The 18,180-nt window shown below is 61.3% G+C and carries 14 protein-coding genes; 9 read left to right on the forward strand and 5 right to left on the reverse strand.

Annotated features, from left to right (window positions below):
• Positions 1–33 precede the first annotated feature (33 nt).
• From ACFOW7_RS16405 to ACFOW7_RS16425, 5 genes are all read left to right on the forward strand, one after another.
• Complete coding sequence (locus tag ACFOW7_RS16405; RefSeq protein ID WP_378166275.1) at positions 34–393, forward strand: hypothetical protein; 360 nt, start codon at positions 34–36, stop codon at positions 391–393.
• A 173-nt stretch (positions 394–566) separates the two neighbouring features.
• Entirely contained in the window at positions 567–1,358 is a 792-nt protein-coding gene (locus ACFOW7_RS16410) for an ABC transporter permease subunit (protein WP_378166277.1), read from the forward strand.
• Positions 1,359–1,393: 35 nt separating this feature from the next.
• Complete coding sequence (locus ACFOW7_RS16415; protein ID WP_378166279.1) at positions 1,394–4,906, forward strand: tetratricopeptide repeat protein; 3,513 nt, start codon at positions 1,394–1,396, stop codon at positions 4,904–4,906.
• A 16-nt stretch (positions 4,907–4,922) separates the two neighbouring features.
• The gene (locus tag ACFOW7_RS16420) at positions 4,923–5,759 is read left to right on the forward strand and encodes a hypothetical protein (RefSeq protein WP_378166281.1); all 837 of its coding nucleotides are present in this window, start codon (positions 4,923–4,925) and stop codon (positions 5,757–5,759) included.
• Between the two features lie 5 nt (positions 5,760–5,764).
• The gene (locus tag ACFOW7_RS16425; RefSeq protein ID WP_378166283.1) at positions 5,765–6,679 is read left to right on the forward strand and encodes an ABC transporter ATP-binding protein; all 915 of its coding nucleotides are present in this window, start codon (positions 5,765–5,767) and stop codon (positions 6,677–6,679) included.
• Between the two features lie 70 nt (positions 6,680–6,749).
• On the opposite strand, the gene rpoH is transcribed toward ACFOW7_RS16425, so the two are convergent.
• From rpoH to ftsY, 4 genes are all read right to left on the reverse strand, one after another.
• Positions 6,750–7,601 (reverse strand): RNA polymerase sigma factor RpoH, encoded by an 852-nt coding sequence (gene rpoH, locus ACFOW7_RS16430; RefSeq protein ID WP_378166284.1) that lies wholly within the window; start codon positions 7,599–7,601, stop codon positions 6,750–6,752.
• Between the two features lie 161 nt (positions 7,602–7,762).
• Positions 7,763–8,668 carry a permease-like cell division protein FtsX gene (ftsX, locus tag ACFOW7_RS16435; protein WP_378166286.1) on the reverse strand — a complete coding sequence of 302 codons (906 nt, stop codon included), beginning with the start codon at positions 8,666–8,668 and terminating at the stop codon, positions 7,763–7,765.
• A gap of 8 nt (positions 8,669–8,676) precedes the next feature.
• Complete coding sequence (gene ftsE / locus ACFOW7_RS16440; RefSeq protein ID WP_378166289.1) at positions 8,677–9,330, reverse strand: cell division ATP-binding protein FtsE; 654 nt, start codon at positions 9,328–9,330, stop codon at positions 8,677–8,679.
• Positions 9,331–9,352: 22 nt separating this feature from the next.
• Positions 9,353–10,768, reverse strand: coding sequence for a signal recognition particle-docking protein FtsY (gene ftsY, locus ACFOW7_RS16445; protein WP_378168059.1), 1,416 nt, complete (start codon positions 10,766–10,768; stop codon positions 9,353–9,355).
• Between the two features lie 261 nt (positions 10,769–11,029).
• On the opposite strand from ftsY, the gene rsmD reads away from it, so the two are divergent.
• Entirely contained in the window at positions 11,030–11,635 is a 606-nt protein-coding gene (gene rsmD / locus ACFOW7_RS16450) for a 16S rRNA (guanine(966)-N(2))-methyltransferase RsmD (RefSeq protein ID WP_378166291.1), read from the forward strand.
• 155 nt (positions 11,636–11,790) lie between these two features.
• A complete protein-coding gene (locus ACFOW7_RS16455) occupies positions 11,791–13,152 on the forward strand; it encodes a cation:proton antiporter (protein WP_378166293.1) in 1,362 nt (453 codons plus the stop codon).
• Between the two features lie 114 nt (positions 13,153–13,266).
• Here the strand turns inward: ACFOW7_RS16455 and ACFOW7_RS16460 are convergent, their stop codons facing one another.
• On the reverse strand, positions 13,267–13,710 hold the full coding sequence (locus tag ACFOW7_RS16460; RefSeq protein ID WP_378166295.1) for an acyl-CoA thioesterase: 444 nt from the start codon (positions 13,708–13,710) through the stop codon (positions 13,267–13,269).
• Positions 13,711–13,837: 127 nt separating this feature from the next.
• Between ACFOW7_RS16460 and ACFOW7_RS16465 the strand changes: the two genes are divergently transcribed.
• Entirely contained in the window at positions 13,838–15,979 is a 2,142-nt protein-coding gene (locus tag ACFOW7_RS16465; RefSeq protein ID WP_378166297.1) for an AsmA family protein, read from the forward strand.
• Between the two features lie 621 nt (positions 15,980–16,600).
• Positions 16,601–18,124 carry a histidine ammonia-lyase gene (hutH, locus tag ACFOW7_RS16470; RefSeq protein ID WP_378166299.1) on the forward strand — a complete coding sequence of 508 codons (1,524 nt, stop codon included), beginning with the start codon at positions 16,601–16,603 and terminating at the stop codon, positions 18,122–18,124.
• Positions 18,125–18,180 lie beyond the last annotated feature (56 nt).

Here is an 18,180-nt window from a genome sequence, read left to right on the forward strand (position 1 = left end):
TCTCTCTAAACAGATTATCCTAGGAGACTACAAATGGATATGAAGAAAACGGCTGAACTGGTGATGATGGGCGGTATGCTGGTCATTTCCATGGCAAACGCTAATGCAGCTGCGACCACCATCACTGCTAGCACCAAGGCACAAACTGCAGACGTCGCGACCAGCGCTGCTGGCGGCTATGTGCTCGAAGCCTTCAAGCTGAACCTGTCGGCTAACGTGGCTCTCTCCTACGACGGCGATACCACCGCTGTTGGTGTGAAGACCGGTAGCGCCAAGGGTATGCACACCTTCGGTGGCAGCAGCAACGGTGGTTCGGTGAAGCAGTGCGAAGCTGCCAGCATCGCTAGCCCGAACTCCTCCACCACCAACGTTTCGATCAGCGCTGGCTGCTAATCAAACGTGGATGGTAAAAAGCCCGAACTAATGTTCGGGCTTTTTGTTATTCAAGCGCAATAAACCTCTCGGGCCTGTTCTTTCCTCCGGCCAAGCCAGCGTAAAATCCCACAGCATCGCTAGAATTGTCTCTCCCAACCTTCCTATAGGTAATCCGAACAATGATCCGCCATATGATGATCGCCTGGCTGGCAGGGATTAGAGGAAAAAGCCTCCGCGTCGTCTCCATCATTGCCCTTTGCTTGATCAGTGTCGCTTATCTATCGAGCACTTTTTCCGGTCGTCATCCACAGACCGTCGCATTGGATGTAGGGATGTCCGGGGCACGAATTGTTCTGGCCCTATTGGCTATTTTCTGGGTCTATGAACTGGTCGGAAAAGAACTGGAAAGAAAGACGATCTTTTTCAGTCTTTCCTATCCTGTGCCCAGATATTATTTCTGGCTGGGCCGATTCCTTGGCATATTCCTTCTGCTATTGGCCGCCGCTGCGATATTGGCCGGGGCGATATATCTGATGGTCTATCTTTCCGGCCTGGAATATCAACAGCAGTTCGGTATCTCCTTTGGCTTGTCCTATTTGCTGGTCTGGCTGGGCGTCATGCTCGATGTCCTGACGATCTGCGCCTTTGCGCTGCTGATGACCAGCTTTGCAACGACGCCTCTCATTCCGATTGCCGCCAGCCTGATCTTTATGCTGGTGGCCAGATCCTATGGCGCGGTAATGGCCGTGATGTCCAATCCGGCCAGTGAAACTGCCGATATGGCCAGTGATTTCCTGCCGCTGCTGAAAACGATCGCTTATGTGGTGCCCGATCTCGGCGCGCTCGATTTCCGCAGCCTGATCCTTTATGGTGAGCCGCTGGTCTGGTCCAACGCCAGCCTGTTCCTTGGTCAGTCCGTGCTTTATGCCTGCTTGGCCCTTGTTATTTCCTCCGTGATTTTTTCCCGTCGGGAATTCTCCTGAGCACTGCTGGCCGGCCCAAGAGGGAAGCTGAAAAAATGCAAAATTTGATTGAGAAGGCATTCGAACATCATCGGTCCGGGGATTTCGCGGCAGCGGAGGCGCTGTACCGGAGTTTTCTGCAAGAACAGCCCGACCATATCGATGCCTTGTTCCTTCTGGGCACCTTGCTGATGCAGCAGGAGAATCTGCAAGCAGCCCTGCCCCTGCTGGAGCGGGTGGTAACGCAGAATCCTGAGCATGGCCAGGCGCTCTATAATATCGGCCTGTGCCTGTTTGTGCTGGAAGAGTGGGGACAGGCCGCCGACTGTTTTGCCAAGGCAGACGATCTGCTCGATCTCGGCTGGGATATTCCTTATAAGCGCGGCTACTGCGCATTGATGCAGAACCAGGATGTACTGGTCCTGCATTTCATGCGGCGCGTTTTGACGCTCAATCCGTTTGCACCCAATGTGCGCTTCTATATTGTCTCGTCGGCCATTCAGCTAGGCAGATTTGCCACTGCCGCCGTTGAGGCCGAAAGATGGGCCCGCCTGCCTGGGCAAAAGGAGATCGCCCAGGCGATGCTGAGCCGGGCGCTGTCAAAAGGTCGGCTGTTCGACCATGCTGCGCAAATGTGGCAGCCATTGCCTTCCGACGATCCCAACTACTGGTTTGCCCTCGGCCATGCCCATCATCTGGCTGGCGAACTGGAACAGTCAGCGGTTTTCTATAAAAAAGCTATCGCGATTCAACCCCAGCATAGCGCTTCGCATTTCAATCTTTCCATTTTGCTGCTGACAATGGGCCAGCTGGAAGAAGGGTGGCGCGAGTTCGAGTGGCGTTTTTCCTCGGGCATGCCGGTGCATAAAAAAATGCCGGAAGTGCCAATGTGGAATGGCGAGGATCTGACCGGAAAAGTCATTTTCGTCCATAGCGAACAGGGTTTTGGCGATGTGATCATGTTTCTGCGCTTTATGCCCTGGTTGGAGCAGCGCGGCGGACGGGTGGTATTCCAGAGCTACGACGATATTGTCGGTTTATTGAAGAATCAGGCCGATGCCAGACCCGCCGAGCAAGTTTCGCTGGAAAACCTCAAATACGACTATCACATTCCTATGCTGAGTCTGGGGCGGATTTTCGCCAATGACCTCAGCACAATTCCTAGCAGTCCCTATCTCGATGTGCCCCCTGATCTATTGCAGAAATGGGCCGACCGTTTACGCGCCGACGAGACCCGGCTGAAGGTCGGCCTGGTCTGGTCCGGCAATCCACATCACATCAACGATTACAACCGTTCGGCCACGCTGGCCGAGTTTGTGGCGCTGGCCGAACTGCCGGGCATCCGTTTCTATTCCTTGCAAAAAGGCCCGGTTGCCGAGCAGGCCAGCTATCCGCCCGAGGGCTGGGATATCGAATCGCTCTCGGCCGAGATCAACGACTTCTCCGATACCGCCGCCATTATCCAGAACCTTGACCTGGTGATCTGCGTCGATACCTCGGTCGCCCATCTGGCCGGTGCCTTGGGCAAGCAAGTCTGGATGCTGCTGCCAAGCTATGGTGACTGGCGCTGGGGCTATCAGGGTTCGACCTCGCCTTGGTATCCCAGCATGCGGATTTTCCGCCAGACCCGGGAACAAGACTGGCCCGAGCTGATCGAGCAGGTCCGGCAGGCGCTTCTTGATGAGATGGTGTGTCCGGCGGCCGGGCAAGACCCGCTGCTCGACTGTCTGCAAGCCGCTGCCCGCGATAAAGGCGATCGGCTGCTTGCCGCCTTGCAGCAGTCGACGTGGCCCGAGCAGGCGATCCGCTGTGCCCAGCGTTATTTACGCCAGGCTGGGGCCGATGAGACATTGAGGACGGCACTCGAGCAGAAAGCCGCTGAATACGGGGCGGTATTGGACGGCATATCGTCCGAGGCCGACACGGCCCGGCAGGCCGCCAATGCCATTCAAGGCCCGTTCCCCAATCGACTGCGTCTGCATGGTTTCCGCCATCTGCTCAAGCAGGCTTGGGGCCGCGGTGACCTGGCGCAGATTCGCAGCCTGCTCGACGAGATGGCTGCCTCCGGCCTGTCGGCGTGTCCCGATATCCACTACTGGCAGGCCCAGCTCCTCAGAAAGGACGAAGCCTGGCAGGAAGCGGCCGACTGCTATGACAGATATTTGGAAGTCTATCCGCGTTCGCCCGAAGCCCTGATCAACCAGGGACTCTGCTTCTGGCGCCTGGAACGGTCCGATCAGGCGCTGGCCCAGTTCGAAAAGGCGGTGCTGTGCAATAAGAACCATGAGAAAGCCTGGTTCTATCTGGGTTGGTATTTGCACGAACTACAGCATCTGGAAATCTCCAAAGCGGTGTTCGAGCATGCGGTGGCCCGCTTCAGCCATTCGGCCGATATGCGGTTGTGGCTCGGTAATCTGCGCCAGCGCGTGGGTGAGTTCGCCCAGGCCTGGGAAGATGTCCAGCTGGCGGCTCGGATGAATCCTAATCTCGAAGGTATTCCATTTCGTTTGATAAGCGCCAGGGGCGATGCAGAGGGTTGGCAGGAAGCTGACCATTTGCTGACCCAGGCTTATCGGGCCAACCCCACCGATACGACGCTGGGCCTCAAATACGCGATCCGACAGTTCTTCCGGAAAAACTGGTCGGAGGGCTGGCCTGCCTGGGAAAGTCGGCAACGGTTGCCCAATGGCGATACCTTTGCCCGGACTTTTCCCGATTCGACCCTGCCGCGCTGGGACGGCCAAGCCTTGCAACAGCGACGGCTGCTGGTGTTCTGCGAACAGGGGCTTGGGGACACGATCCAGTTTGCCCGCTTTGTCGAGCGCATCGAAGGCCACGTTACCTATGCTGTCCATGATCGCCTGTTCGATCTGTTCAGCGCGGCGGATCTGCCGTATCCGCTGCTCAAGCGCTCCGAAGTGGGCGACAGGCTGGCGCAATTCGACTGCTACGCCGATGTGATGAGTCTGCCCTGGCTGCTGGGACTGGCGTCGGATGCCGAGATGGCGCCGCTCCAGGAGCCTTATCTGCGACCCATGCTCAGCGGTCATCGACTGGAAGGCCATCTGGCTGATTATCGACGGCCACGGGTCGGCATCGTCTGGGCCGGCAATCAGAAGCACGGCGATACCCATCGGCGTGACTGTCCGTTCGAGAAGCTGCTGCCTTTGCTGGCACGCCAGGATATCAGTTGGTTCAGCCTGCAAAAGGACGAGCCGTCCAATATCGTCCTCTACTATCCGGAAATCCATCCGCTGCTCAACAATGTGGCGCCCGAGATGGAAGGCTGGACCGACACCGCCTGCATCCTTCAGCAGTTGGACCTGTTGATCTGCGTCGATACCGCCCTGGCCCATCTGGCCGGGGCCATGGGACGGCCGGTGTGGGCCTTGCTGTCCAAGTGGAATGACTGGCGTTGGGGTGAACAGGGCGAGAGCACGGTCTGGTATTCCTCGATGCGCCTGTTCCGTCAGGACAAACTGAACGACTGGGCGGGCCTGGTGACACAGATCGATCAGGCGCTGAACGAGTTTGTCCGGCAATTCCCGGCGACAGGTGAGACAAGCTGAACCAGGGGCTGCCACTATGCATCAACGATTGATTCTGTCCCGGCCGTTCTTGGGGCTGACGCTGTTGCTCTGTGCCATGCTGGCTGCCTATGTCTCGGTGGTCAAAGCGCTCAACGAGCTGCCGCGCAAGTATCGGCTGATCGAAATGGAAGTCGCGATGCCGCCCGAGCTGCAACTGGTCGCGGCGGGCGGCGATAGATATCTGGCGGCCAATATCGGTGCTTTCCGCTCGCAGACAGTGGGGGTGCACGAGTTGCAGAAGAATACCTACAAGGTCTTGGCCAAGGTGCAGCTGGCGACGGCGGTGCTGAACCCGATGCACGAGGACAATTACTATACGGCGGCGGCCATTCTGCCGTGGAATGGCGAATTCCAGGCCGGCCAGACCATTCTGCAACTGGCTACCGAGGCGCGTAAGCGCGATTACCTGCCACCGTTCTTCCGGGGTTTCAACTGGTACTACTTCGAGAAGAACTACGCGGCGGCTGCGGCCGATCTGCGGATAGCGGCCTCGCGCGCCGAAGGCGTCAATCGCAATGCCCTGACGGCCATGGCGGCCCGCTGGACCGAACGTGGTTATGAGCCTGAACAGGCTTTGCAGATGGTCGAGGCGATGGCCAAGCAAAGTGCGCCGCCGCTTAAATACTTTTTGGAACAGCGGGCGGCCCGGCTGCGTAATCTGATTACGCTCAAGCAGGCAGTCGAGACTTATCGCCGCCGCCATGGCGCGGCGCCGACCGAACTGGCGCAGTTGGTACAGGAAAAACTGCTTCCCGCCATACCCCCGGACCCACTGGGCGGAAGCTATATCATCAAAAACGGCAACGTCGAGTTGCAAGTTGCGGCAAGGTGAGCTGGATGGCGATTGCAATAAAAATCCAAGATATCCGCAAAACATATCGCGATGCGCGGCTAAAGCGCAGCGAAGTGCTCAAAGGGATCTCGTTCGAGGTCGAGGAGGGCGAAGCCTTCGGCTTTATCGGTCCCAACGGGGCCGGCAAGAGCAGCACTATCAAGATCCTGGTCGGCGTCTCGCGTCCGACCAGCGGTGAGGCCGAGATCTTCGGCCGCCCGATTGCCGAGCATGCTTCGCGGATCGGTATGGGCTATGTGCCGGAGAGTCCGTATCTGAACGACTATCTGACGCCCTATGAAGTGCTGTCGGCCGGGATTGCGCTGCATAAGCTCAAGGTGCCCGATGTGCGGCGCTATTGTCTCGAATGGCTGGAGCGCTTTCGCATCGCCCATGTGGCCGACAAGAAGATCCGCAGCTTTTCCAAAGGTATGGTGCAGCGTACCGCTCTGGCCCATGCCTTGGCGGTCAAGCCGCGTCTGCTGATTCTGGACGAGCCGCTGTCGGGGCTTGATCCGATCGGGCGGCGCGAAACCGTCGATATCCTGCATGAATATCACAGCCAGGGCGGCACGCTGTTCTTCTCCTCCCATGTGCTGCACGATGTCGAGCGGCTGGCGCAGCGCTTTGGCTTTATCCACAAGGGCCTGATCAAGACCGTGCAGACACCGGCTGAATTGCTCAATAAGCACGGCAATTATTCGGTGTTCTTCTGCTGCACCGGTCAGATCGGGATTGAAGGTGCCGTCAGGCTCGATTCGAGTAACTGGTGCGTCGAGGTCTCCACGGCGGCGCTGTGGGATACCTTGCAGCGGCTGCGCGAGTGCGGGGCCGAATTGCGTGAGGTGCGGCCGATGATCAGCCTGGAAAAAGCCTTCCTCGAATTCATCGGCGAAGATATCAAGACCGTGGCGGTGTGAACCGACTGCGGCAACGAAAAGGCCGAGCATTGCTGCTCGGCCTTTTTCATGGGAAGTGGAGCCGCTGCGGCTAAGCCGCCGTCAAGGCACCCTTCATCTTCTGTAGCGCCTTGCCTTCGATCTGGCGGATACGCTCGGCCGATACGCCGAATTCGGCTGCCAGTTCATGCAGCGTGGCGGCTTCGTCATCGGCAAGCCAGCGGGCTTCGACGATACGGCGTGAACGGGGGTCCAGTGTGTCGAGTGCTTTTTCCAGTCCTTCGCCTTGCAACTGATCGAATGCCCGTCGTTGCAGCACGGCCACCGGCTCGTTGTCGTGGTCGGCTAGCCAGTCGATCGGGGCGTAATGATTGTCGTCGTCGTTGTCTTCGGCCATCAGGGCGATATCCTGGCCCGACAGACGGGTTTCCATTTCCAGCACTTCCTCAGGCTTGACCCCGAGGTCTTCGGCGATCTGGCGCGCTTCTTTGTGGGTCAGGGCGGCGAAGCTCTGCTTCATGCTGCGCAGATTGAAGAACAGCTTGCGCTGCGCCTTGGTGGTGGCGATCCGGACCATCCGCCAGTTGCGAATGATGTATTCGTGGATCTCGGCCTTGATCCAGTGCACTGCAAAGGAGAACAGGCGCACGCCCCGAGTCGGTTCGAAGCGTTTGACGGCCTTCATCAGGCCGATATTGCCTTCCTGGATCAGATCGGCCTGGGGCAGTCCGTAACCGGAGTAGCCACGGGCAATCGATACCACCACCCGCAGATGGGAAAGCACCAGCCGCCCGGCGGCTTCGAGGTCGTTGCCGCTGCGGTAACGCTGCGCCAGATCGGCTTCTTCCTCGGCGGTCAGCATCGGAATGGTATTGACCTGACGGATATAGCTATCAAGGCTATCGCCGGCGGAAATGACCGGCAGGCTCATGGTGGCGCTCATTATTCGACTCCTTCTTGGCCGGGGATAGAACCGACCCACTGCATATTAGCACTCGACATCTGAGAGTGCCAGACAGGGGCAGGAGTTCCTGGGTTGCAGAACTGGAACGAACTGTTCCAATAGGAGACCGGATCGGGGGTGCCAGCAAAAACCCTGCTATATCAAGGGTCTATGGCCTGGAGGTGACGCCGTACCGACAGGCTGGCTCCAGCCAGGCTGACGAGGGTGACGGTAAGCAGGGCCATGGCCAGGATATTGGCCGGCGGCAGGGTCAGTTCGAACCGGTCGTTATAGAGTCGGGCCAGTTCCGCTACCGGATGGGCCAGTCGCTCAACCGCCAGGGCGACCATGGCAAGGCCGATCAGGCTGCCCAATATCCCCTGTGTCGCCGCGAAATAGAGAAACGGCCGCCGGATGAATCCGTCAGTCGCCCCCATCAGGCGTGCCACTTCGATCTCCTCGCGTCGGGTCAGGATCTGCATACGGATCAGATTGGCCGTCACCAGCAATAAGCCCGCGCCGAACAATGCCGCCACCACCAGGGTGGCTTCCTGGCCCAGCGCTACCAGGGCCTGCAAGCGGCGCGCCCAGTCGGCGTCGAGCTGGACCGTCTCGACGGCCGGATCGGTCCTGACCTGCTCGGCCAGTGTGGTCAGTCTGGCCGGGTCGTTGTCCTTGAGTTCCACGGCAAAGGCATCGGGCAGCGGATTGCCTTCCAGCCCCGCCAGCAATTCGGCAATTCCGCTGCTTTGCTCAAGTGCTTTCAAGGCTTCGGCCTTATCGACAAAGCGGGCGCGCGCCACCTGCGGGCTGCCTTCGAGCTGCTTTTTCAGGCGGGCGATATCGTCGGGACTGGCATGGGTATGCAGAAACACCGTCAGTTGCGGCCGCACCGGCAGCTTGTCGGTAAGCTTGCCCAGATTGGCCACCACGGTATACAGCCCAAGCGGCAGGGCGACTGCCACGCCAATCACCAGCAGATTGACGAAAGTGGCGAATGGCGCCTGCCCCAGCAGCTTGACGGTGCGAGCGAGCGCCATGCGGTGCAGCAGCAACCATTGCTTCATGGCGGTCCTTACTGGGTGAACTGGCCGTGCGCCAGCCGCAGAATGCGGCGGCCATAGTCGGCCATCAACGATTCGTCGTGGGCCGCGATCAGAATCGTTACCCCGACCTGATGAAAGCTCTTGAACAGCTCCATGATGTCGTGGGCGTAATCGCGGTCTAGATTGCCGGTCGGTTCGTCGGCCAGCAGGATGGCGGGCCGGTGCACCACGGCGCGGGCAATGCACAGTCGCTGCTGCTCTCCACCCGACAGCGAGATGGGATTGAGCTTTTCCCGCCCCAGCAGCCCGACCTTGTCGAGCGCCGCCCGCACCCGCTTGCCGGCATCACGCCGGTCGTAGCCGAGGATGTCGAGCGGCAGCATCACATTGTCGAACACGCTGCGGTCGAACAGGATCTTGTGATCCTGGAAGATCAAACCGATATGGCGCCGTACAAAAGGCAGCGATTGCCGCGTGATGCTGGCCAGATTCTGCCCATTGACCACCACCGCGCCGGCGCTCGGCCGCTCTATCCCGGCAATCAGCTTAAGCAGCGTGCTCTTGCCCGCGCCCGAGTGGCCGGCCAGAAACACCAGCTCGCCCGTCTCGATCCGGAAGGTCAGATGCTTAAGCGCCTCGAAACCACCTGGATAGCGCTTGCTGACTTGATTGAACTGAATCATCGCGGGCCGTCGGCCGTTGGGCTTATTCGATCAACGCATCGACATAGTCGGCGGCTTCAAACGGCCGCAGATCGTCGATGCCTTCCCCGACGCCGATAAAGCGCAGCGGAATGGGTTTTTGCTTGGCAATCGCGGCGATGATCCCGCCCTTGGCCGTGCCGTCGAGCTTGGTCAGCACCAGACCGGTCAAGCCCAGCGCGTCGTCGAACGCCTTGACCTGATTGAGCGCGTTCTGGCCGATATTGGCGTCCAGCACCAGCAGAACCTCGTGCGGGCCGGCCGGATCGGCCTTCTGGATCACCCGCTTCACCTTCTTGATCTCTTCCATCAGATGAAGCTGGGTCGGCAGACGACCGGCCGTGTCGGCCAGTACCACGTCGATCTGCCGCGCGCGGGCGGCATTGATGGCGTCGAAGATAACCGCCGCCGAGTCGCCGCCGTCCTGCGCAATCACCGTCACATCGTTGCGCTCGCCCCAGGCCATCAGCTGCTCGCGCGCCGCCGCGCGGAAGGTGTCGCCAGCGGCCAGCAGCACCGATTTGCCCTGACTCTGGAAATACTTTGCCAGTTTGCCAATCGAGGTGGTCTTACCGGCGCCGTTGACCCCGGCCACCATAATGATAAAAGGCTTGTGGCCTTCGACCGACAACGGCGCTTCCAGCGGCGTGATCAGCTCGGTCAACGCTCCCTTGAGCGCTCCCTTGAGTTCGGCCGCATCCTTCAATCCGGCCAAGGTGACCCGCTCACGCACATCCTTGAGCAGATGGTTGGTCGCATCGATTCCCATATCCGCCGTCAACAGCACCGTTTCCAGCTCTTCATACAGATCCTCGTCGATCTGCCCGCCGCCAAACAGCGCTGCCAGCTCCTTGCCCAGCTTGTCGCGCGTCTTGGCCAGACCCGCCTTGAGCTTGTAACGCCAGACTTCCTTGCTCGCCTCGGCGACATCGCGGGCCAGCACCGTCACATCGGTATTCAGAATCTCGACCGTGCGCTGCCAGAACGACTTCTCGACCACCGGCTCCCCCGTCGCCTGTGGCTGCGGAGCTGGTTGCGGTGGCGGAGCTGGTTGCGGTGCCGGAGCCGGCTGAGGTGTCGGAGCCGGCTGAGGTGTCGGAGCCGGCTGAGGTGTCGGAGCCGGCTGAGGTGTCGGAGCCGGCTGAGGTGCTGGAGCCGGCAGAGGTGCTGGAGCCGGTTGAGGTGCTGGAGCCGGCTGAGGTGCTGGAGCCGGCTGAGGTGTCGGAGCCGGCTGAGGTGCTGGAGCCGGTTGAGGTGCTGGAGCCGGTTGAGGTGCTGGAGCCGGTTGAGGTGCTGGAGCCGGCTGAGGTACTGGAGCCGGCTGAGGTGCTGGAGCCGGTTGAGGTGTCGGAATCGACTGAGGTGCCGGAACCGGCTCAGGTGTCGGGTCCGGTTGAGGTGCCTGAGCCGGTTGCGGCATCGGCGCCTGGCTCAGCGCTTCGGGCTGAGGGGCGGGTGTCGGCGCGGAGGGTTCCACCGTGGGCGGCGTCGCCTTGTCGCCGCTCATCAGTTGGCCGATGTCGGTATTAAGTGCCTTCCAGAGCTTTTTGCCCCAGCCGGACGATTCGGGTTGTTTGTGCTTGCTATCCGTCATGCGGTAGAACCGAGTGGTGAAACGAGCCGGACCGGCCGGCGGTGGGGTAGGATTCTATCTTTTCCCGCCAGTCCCAAGAAGGGTGTCATGAAGAACGCGCCGCCCCGCACGGCTAAGTCGGGCAAGTCCAAGCCCGATGCCCATCGTAATCAGGTCCGCATCATCGCCGGGGAATTCCGCCGCCGCCTGCTGTCATTTCCCGATGGCGAAGGGCTGCGCCCCACACCCGACCGGGTACGCGAAACCCTGTTCAACTGGTTGGGACAGGAACTCCATGGCCTGGAATGCCTCGACCTGTTTGCCGGCAGCGGGGCACTGGCCTTTGAAGCCGCCTCACGCGGCGCCCGCCGGGTAGTGGCAGTGGAAAACAACCGCCAGGCCATCGCCGCCTTGCAGGAAAACCGTCGCCTGCTCGACGCCCGCCAGATCGATATCGTCGGCCGCGACGCCCTGAGTTTTCTTGCCAGCGACCGCCAGCAGTTCGACCTGATCTTTCTCGACCCGCCGTTTGCCTCCGATCTGGCCGCCCGTGTGCTGCCGCAGATGCGCGACCGGCTCCAGCCCGGCGGCCGGGTCTATCTCGAATGCGCCGCCTTTCCACCACTCGATGGCTGGGAAATCGTGCGCCAGGGCCAGGCCGGACTGGTCCACTACGCTGTTCTGCAAGCCGCCGCCACAACTGAACCAGCCTAGCGCCTCAGCCTGCCATTTGCCGGCAATTCGCCCGGGGTTTCAATGGGGTTATTTATTTTTTAATAAAAACCGCTACTGATCTTGCAAAGAAAATGCAGATAGTTTTCTATCAAGCAGCCCTTCTTTGCTGACCCGCTATCCGAGGCGATTTGTCGATGATCAAAGCTTCCTTCTCGCTGCGTTTTATCCTGCCAGCCCTGGCGCTGCTCGGTATGGCACCGGCCTGGGCCGCTGCTGGCGAACCGGCTGGCGAACGTTTCCTGTGGATCATGTTGCTGCTGCTGCTGGCCCGACTGTCGGGGCTGGTCGAGCGGATTGGCCAGCCGGCGGTGCTGGGCGAGCTGACCATCGGCATCTTGCTGGGCAATCTGACCTTGCTGGGTTTTGGCGGGCTGGAACCGCTGAAAACCGACCCGATCCTGCATTTCCTGGCCGAGCTTGGCGTGGTGGTGCTGCTGTTTCAGATCGGTCTGGAGTCCGATCTGCGCGCCATGCGGCAGGTCGGCTGGCGTGCCTTTCTGGTGGCGGTGGTCGGGGTGGTACTGCCCTTCCTGCTCGGCACCTGGGTGATCGGACCGTGGCTGCTGCCTGATGTGAGCTTTACTGCCCATCTATTCCTGGGCGCTGCCCTGACTGCCACCTCGGTCGGCATCACCGGCCGGGTGTTCAAGGACGCGGGCAGCCTGCAAAGCCCCGAAGCGCGCACCGTGCTGGGGGCGGCGGTGATCGACGATGTGCTGGGGCTGATCATCCTGGCGGTGGTTTCGGCCATTGCCAGCCGTGGCGGCGTCGGTGCGCTCGAAGTCGCCCGGATCACGGGCCTGGCGCTGGGCTTCCTGATCGGCGCCATCGTGCTGGGCCAATGGCTGGCGCCGCGTCTTGCCCGACTGCTTGCCCGCGTCGATTCGGGCGCTGCGATGCAATTCACCGTGCTGCTGAGTTTCTGCCTCGGTTTTGCCTATCTGGCCCATCTGGTGGGGCTGGCGCCCATCGTCGGGGCGTTTGCTGCCGGTCTGATTCTGGAAGCGGGCTTTTACCGCGATTTCGACCACGACGGTTTCCATGTCGCGCTGCGTGAGACGCTGAAGCCGGGCGAAGCATCACTCAAGGCCGAAGTGCATGACCTGCTCGAACGCGAGCATGCCCACCGGATGCAAAGGATGGTCGAGCCAATCGGCTTTATGCTGGTGCCGCTGTTCTTTGTTCTGACCGGGATGCAGGTCAATCTGCAATTGCTGGCCGACACCTCAACCGTGCTCGTTGCACTGCTGGTCACGCTGGTGGCGGTGCTGGGCAAGATCGCGGCGGGGCTGGCGGCCGGGCCGGTCGATAAATGGCTGGTCGGCTGGGGCATGGTGCCGCGTGGCGAGGTCGGCCTGATCTTCGCTGCGATCGGCCGTCAGCTCGGGGTGGTGTCGGACGCGCTCTACTCGGTGATCGTGGTGGTGATCGTGCTGACCACCCTGGTGACGCCACCGGTGCTGGCCTGGCTGCTGCGGCGGCGTGGCCGCGGCTGAGGCAGAGCGAAAGGAAAATTACAGGAAAAATCTCTGCAAGATACAGAGCTGGATATGAATAAAAATAAATAAAGCGGCGTGGACTTGATGGGGTCCGCGCCGTTTTTCCTTCTATCAGGCAGAGGCAGCCGCTTCAGGCCAGGTCGGCAGCGACAGGAAGCGCTCGCGCAGTTCGCCATCGAGTGCCACGGCGCTGCCGCGCTTGCCGTCGAACATCACAAAGGTGACGTCGGCCTGGGCGATCAGGGTGTCGGTGCCCTTGAGTTTGACGGTCTGGTGGATCACGGCGCTGCGGTTGCCGACCTTTTTCATGGCGGTTTCGATCAGCAGCGCTTCGCCCATCATGGCCGGGCGGCGGTAATCGATATTGATATTGACGATCACGAAAGCCAGGCCGCTATCGATCACCCATTGCAGGAAGCCCTGGTCTTCGGTGAACCCCCAGCGTGCTTCTTCGAGGAATTCGAGGTAACGGGCGTTGTTGACGTGACCGTACAGGTCGAGATGGTAGCCGCGTACTTTGATTTCGGTCAGATGGGGCTGGAAGGGGGTGGTCATGGGGCGATTCCGTAGCGGTAAAGCGGCGATGTTAGCGGGCCACGCCGTTTTCGCAAGCGAGACGGGGGGCTGATCTGGTCCTAATCGATTTGGGGGAGGCGGCATGAATCTGGAATAATCGGCCCCCATGCATCTGCGTCAACTTTCTCCCCGCCGGCGTCGCTGGCTTTTTTCTGCGGTTGCGGTCCTGCTGGCCGTGATTGTCCTGCCTTTGCTGGACATCGCGCCCCTGAAGGAACGGATCGCGGCCGATGCCTCGGAATCGCTGGGCCGGCGCCTGGAAGTCGGCGCCCTGCGGCTGGCGCTGCTGCCCCGGCCAAGCATCACGCTCGAAGACGTCACCCTGGCCCAGCCCGGTGGTACCGAATTCGCCAAATTCGAATCGGCCCGCTTTTCCCTCGGTTGGGGCGGCCTGCTGCAAGGGCGGGCCGAATTTGTCGATGGCCGGGTCGAAGGTCTCAAACTCAAGGTTCTGCAATACGAAGACGGCAGCCTCAGTTGCGACGACCTGCTACAGCGCAAGCCGCGTCGTGGCCGGGTCGAATGGCATCTGAACCGGGTGCAGCTGGTCGATGCCGGCCTCGATTGGCAAGACCGCTTCGGCGAGCGGATGCGGCTCGACGGAATTGAACTGCACGCGGTCGACCCCGAAGCCGAAGGCGGCGTGATGACGGTGCAGGGCCAACTGGCCGCCGCCGACTGGCGCGGCGCCCTCAAGATCGAAAGCGGCCTGCGTTTCGATCGGGAGAAATTGACGGCGCAACTGAGCCAATTCCGCCTGGGACTCAGGGTGGAAACCCCCGAATGGCGCGAAGGGGTCTTTGCGCTGCAAGGCGACTTCCATGCCGCCGCCTTGCCCTGGCGGGCCAGCGCCAGCCGGGTCAGCGCCAACGCCAGCGTCAAGCGCGGCGAATCGCTGTGGCGGGCCGGCTTCAAGACGCCGCAACTGCAATTTGGCGAGAATGGCTTTGGCACGGGCCAGCTCGATGCCGATTTTCTGATCAAGGGCAGCCGTACCGAACTCAGCGGCACGCTGGGCGTGGCGCGGCTCAGCGCCGTCACCCACCGTGGCACGCTGGCGGCCGATAGCGCCGACCTCAAGCTCAAGCTGATGGACCCGGTGCAGAGCGTCTCGCTCGATGTCAAAAGCCCGCTGCGACTCGATGGCTGGCAGCGGGTTGAACTCTCGCAACTGGCGCTGACCGGCGCCTACCGTCACCGTTCGCTGCCGCGCGGGGCGATCCAGCTGGCGCTGGGCGGCCGCGCCCGGGTCGATCTGCAACGCGAGCGGCTCGATTGGGAAACCAGCGGCAGTCTCGACGGCGCGGCCCTGCAAGCCAAGCTGTCGCTCGAAGATTTCGTCAGCCCGCGTTATGCCTTTGGCCTGGATCTGGCCAAACTCGACCTTACCCCCTATCTGCCGGTCGCCAGCGAGACCGAGCTGGTCAGCGGCGCCGCCCCGCTCGATTGGAGCTGGCTCTATGGCCTTAATGCGCGCGGCGATCTGCGGCTGGGCCAACTCGATATTGGCCGCTTCAAGGTAAACGAGCTGCGCACCCATATCGAAGCGGCCGACCGGCGCGCTACCTTGGAGCCGCTTGAAGCCGAAGTCTATGGCGGCCGCCTCAAGGGCCGGCTCAGCATCGATGTGCGCAAGGAGCCAAAGCTCGCGCTGCGCCAGTCCCTGACCGGCATGGAAGTCGAAGCGCTGCTCGGTGATGTGCTGCAACTGGACCGTATCGCCGGACGCGGCAATCTCCAGCTCGATCTCTACAGCCGGGCCGACAGTGTCGAGTCGATCCGCCGTCATCTGGGTGGTGCAATCGAAGTGAGTCTGACCCGAGGCACCTTGAGCGGCATCGATATCGGCGACACGCTGCGCAGCCTGCGCGCCAATCTGGCCCAGCTGACCGGCGTGCCGCTGCCGGCCGATTCGGGCCGGCGCACCCGCTTCTCCGAATTGCAGGCTCGGTTTGAAGTGCGTGAGGGCGTGGCCAACGGCCGCCATCTGGCCGTGCAGGCGCCGTTTATCCAGATGGGCGGTGAAGGCAAGGTCGATCTGATCCAGGGCGAGGTCGACTATGACCTCAAGGCCCGGGTGGTGGGCGGCAGCGGCATTCCCGAACTCGATGCGCTCAAAGGGGTGATCGTGCCGATCTCGATCAAGGGTGCACTGGCTTCGCCGGCTTATCGGGTCGATACCAGCGCCCTGTCGGCCAAGTTGGGTCAGGCGGTGAAGCCGACCTTGAATTCGAATCGGAAGAAGTAAGAATTTTTCTTTTTTTAAATATCCGGTTATTTATCTAGCACAGGTTTTGCCTGATTTTTGATTCTGCCTATCCAGGGCCGCCCTCCACCCCCATGGACGGCGGCCTTGCTGTTTTTCGCCTCACTTTTCCCCGCAAGCAGCCTAAACCCGCAGCGCAATGGGCCTTTGCTGGACACCAGCCCTCGGCACAGGCTGCCATGGCACCAGATGGTGTGGGTGACTGTTGCATGAATGAAGTATCGGACCGGAGAGCGGGGGAGGCGTTGGGGAGGCGGTTGCCCGGCGTGGCTGGCGGCTCGTCTTGGCCGTCTTTTCCATAGCAATTGTAAAATTTGCCCAGTCTTGTGGCGGATTGACGCGATTCTTGTAATTTTTATCCGCTGTTTTGCTGACCGATGGCTGCTCGGTTTTCTGGGCTCCCGTTCGGGGCTTTCCGCTTGTCGATCAGCGGGTTCTGTTGCCTGTGGAGTAGGCGTGGCCTTCGCTTGGGCAAGCGTAAAACTCACTGTCTATACTACCGCCGCCAGACGACAGCCTTGTATGTATAAGCGAATGGTTGTCTATACAAATGTCTGCTTGTATAGTCAACGCACCGATTTGCGACAGAAGGACGGAGAGGATATGCCCCTGCTGACCCTGACCCCGGGTAAGCTGACCCTGGAACACCTGCGCGCCGTGGCCCGTGGCGGCGTGCATCTGGCACTCGATGCGTCGGCCGTGCCGGCAATCGAGGCAAGTGCTGCCACCATCGACGCCATCGTGGCGGCTGGCCGTCCGGCCTACGGCATCAATACCGGCTTTGGCCGGCTGGCCCAGACCCAGATTCCCGACGATCAACTGCAACAGCTGCAACGTAATCTGGTGTTGTCGCACGCCGTCGGTATCGGCGAGGCGATGACGGCGGAAGTGGTGCGGCTGCTGATGGTGCTCAAGCTATCGAGCCTTGGCCGTGGCTATTCGGGCGTGCGGCTGGAGACGATGCAGCGGCTGATCACCCTGTTCAATGCCGAGGTATTGCCGCGTATTCCGGTCAAGGGTTCGGTCGGTGCATCGGGGGATCTGGCGCCGCTGGCCCATATGTCGGCCATGTTGCTTGGGGTGGGTGAAGTCACCATCGAAGGCCGCGCGGCATCGGCGCTCGACGGCCTGCGGCATGCCGGGCTCGAGCCGCAGGAGCTTGCCGCCAAGGAAGGTCTGGCGCTGCTCAACGGCACCCAGGCGTCTGCCGCACTGGCCTTGTCTGCCCTGTTTTCGATCGAGAATCTGTACCAGACCGCCCTGGTCTCGGGTGCCCTGTCGGTCGATGCGGCGCAAGGCTCGGTGGTGCCGTTCGATGCACGCATCCATGAATTGCGCGGCCATCGCGGCCAGATCGATGCGGCGGCGGCGTATCGGACCCTGCTGCAAGGCTCGGCCATCAACGCCTCGCACCGTGACTGCGGCAAGGTGCAGGATCCGTACTGCCTGCGCTGCCAGCCGCAGGTGATGGGCGCCTGCCTAGACCAGATCCGCCATGCCGCCGCGGTGCTGCTGACCGAAGCCAATGCGGTCTCGGACAACCCGCTGATCTTCTCTGATACCGGTGAGGCAATCTCGGGTGGCAACTTCCACGCCGAACCGGTCGCTTTCGCCGCCGACAATCTGGCGCTGGCTGCCAGCGAAATCGGCGCGATTGCCGAGCGGCGCATTGCCCTGCTGATCGATTCCTCGATGTCGGGCGGCCTGCCGGCCTTCCTGGTACGGGAAGGCGGGCTGAACTCGGGCTTTATGATCGCCCATGTGACGGCTGCGGCGCTGGCGAGCGAAAACAAGACCCTGGCCCATCCGGCCTCGGTCGACTCGCTGCCGACCTCGGCCAACCAGGAAGACCATGTGTCGATGGCCACCTTTGCCGCGCGCAAGCTCGGCGAGATTGCGGCCAATGTGGAACATATCCTGGCGATCGAACTGCTGGCGGCAGCCCAGGGTATCGATTTCCGTGCCCCGTATCAGAGTTCGGCCGTGTTGCAGACGGCCCATCAGGCCATCCGTGCCCGGGTGCCGTTCTACGAGAGCGACCGCTATTTCGCCCCCGATATCGACGCCATTGCCGCGCTGGTACGTTCGGGCGGGCTGGCGGCGCTGGCACCGCATCGTTTCGACTGACGATCTCGCGCCCCGGTCCTGTCCGCAGGGGCAGGCCGGCGGCCCAGCCAAGGAGG

Source organism: Chitinimonas lacunae (assembly GCF_042650885.1).
Lineage (GTDB): Bacteria > Pseudomonadota > Gammaproteobacteria > Burkholderiales > Chitinimonadaceae > Chitinimonas_A > Chitinimonas_A lacunae.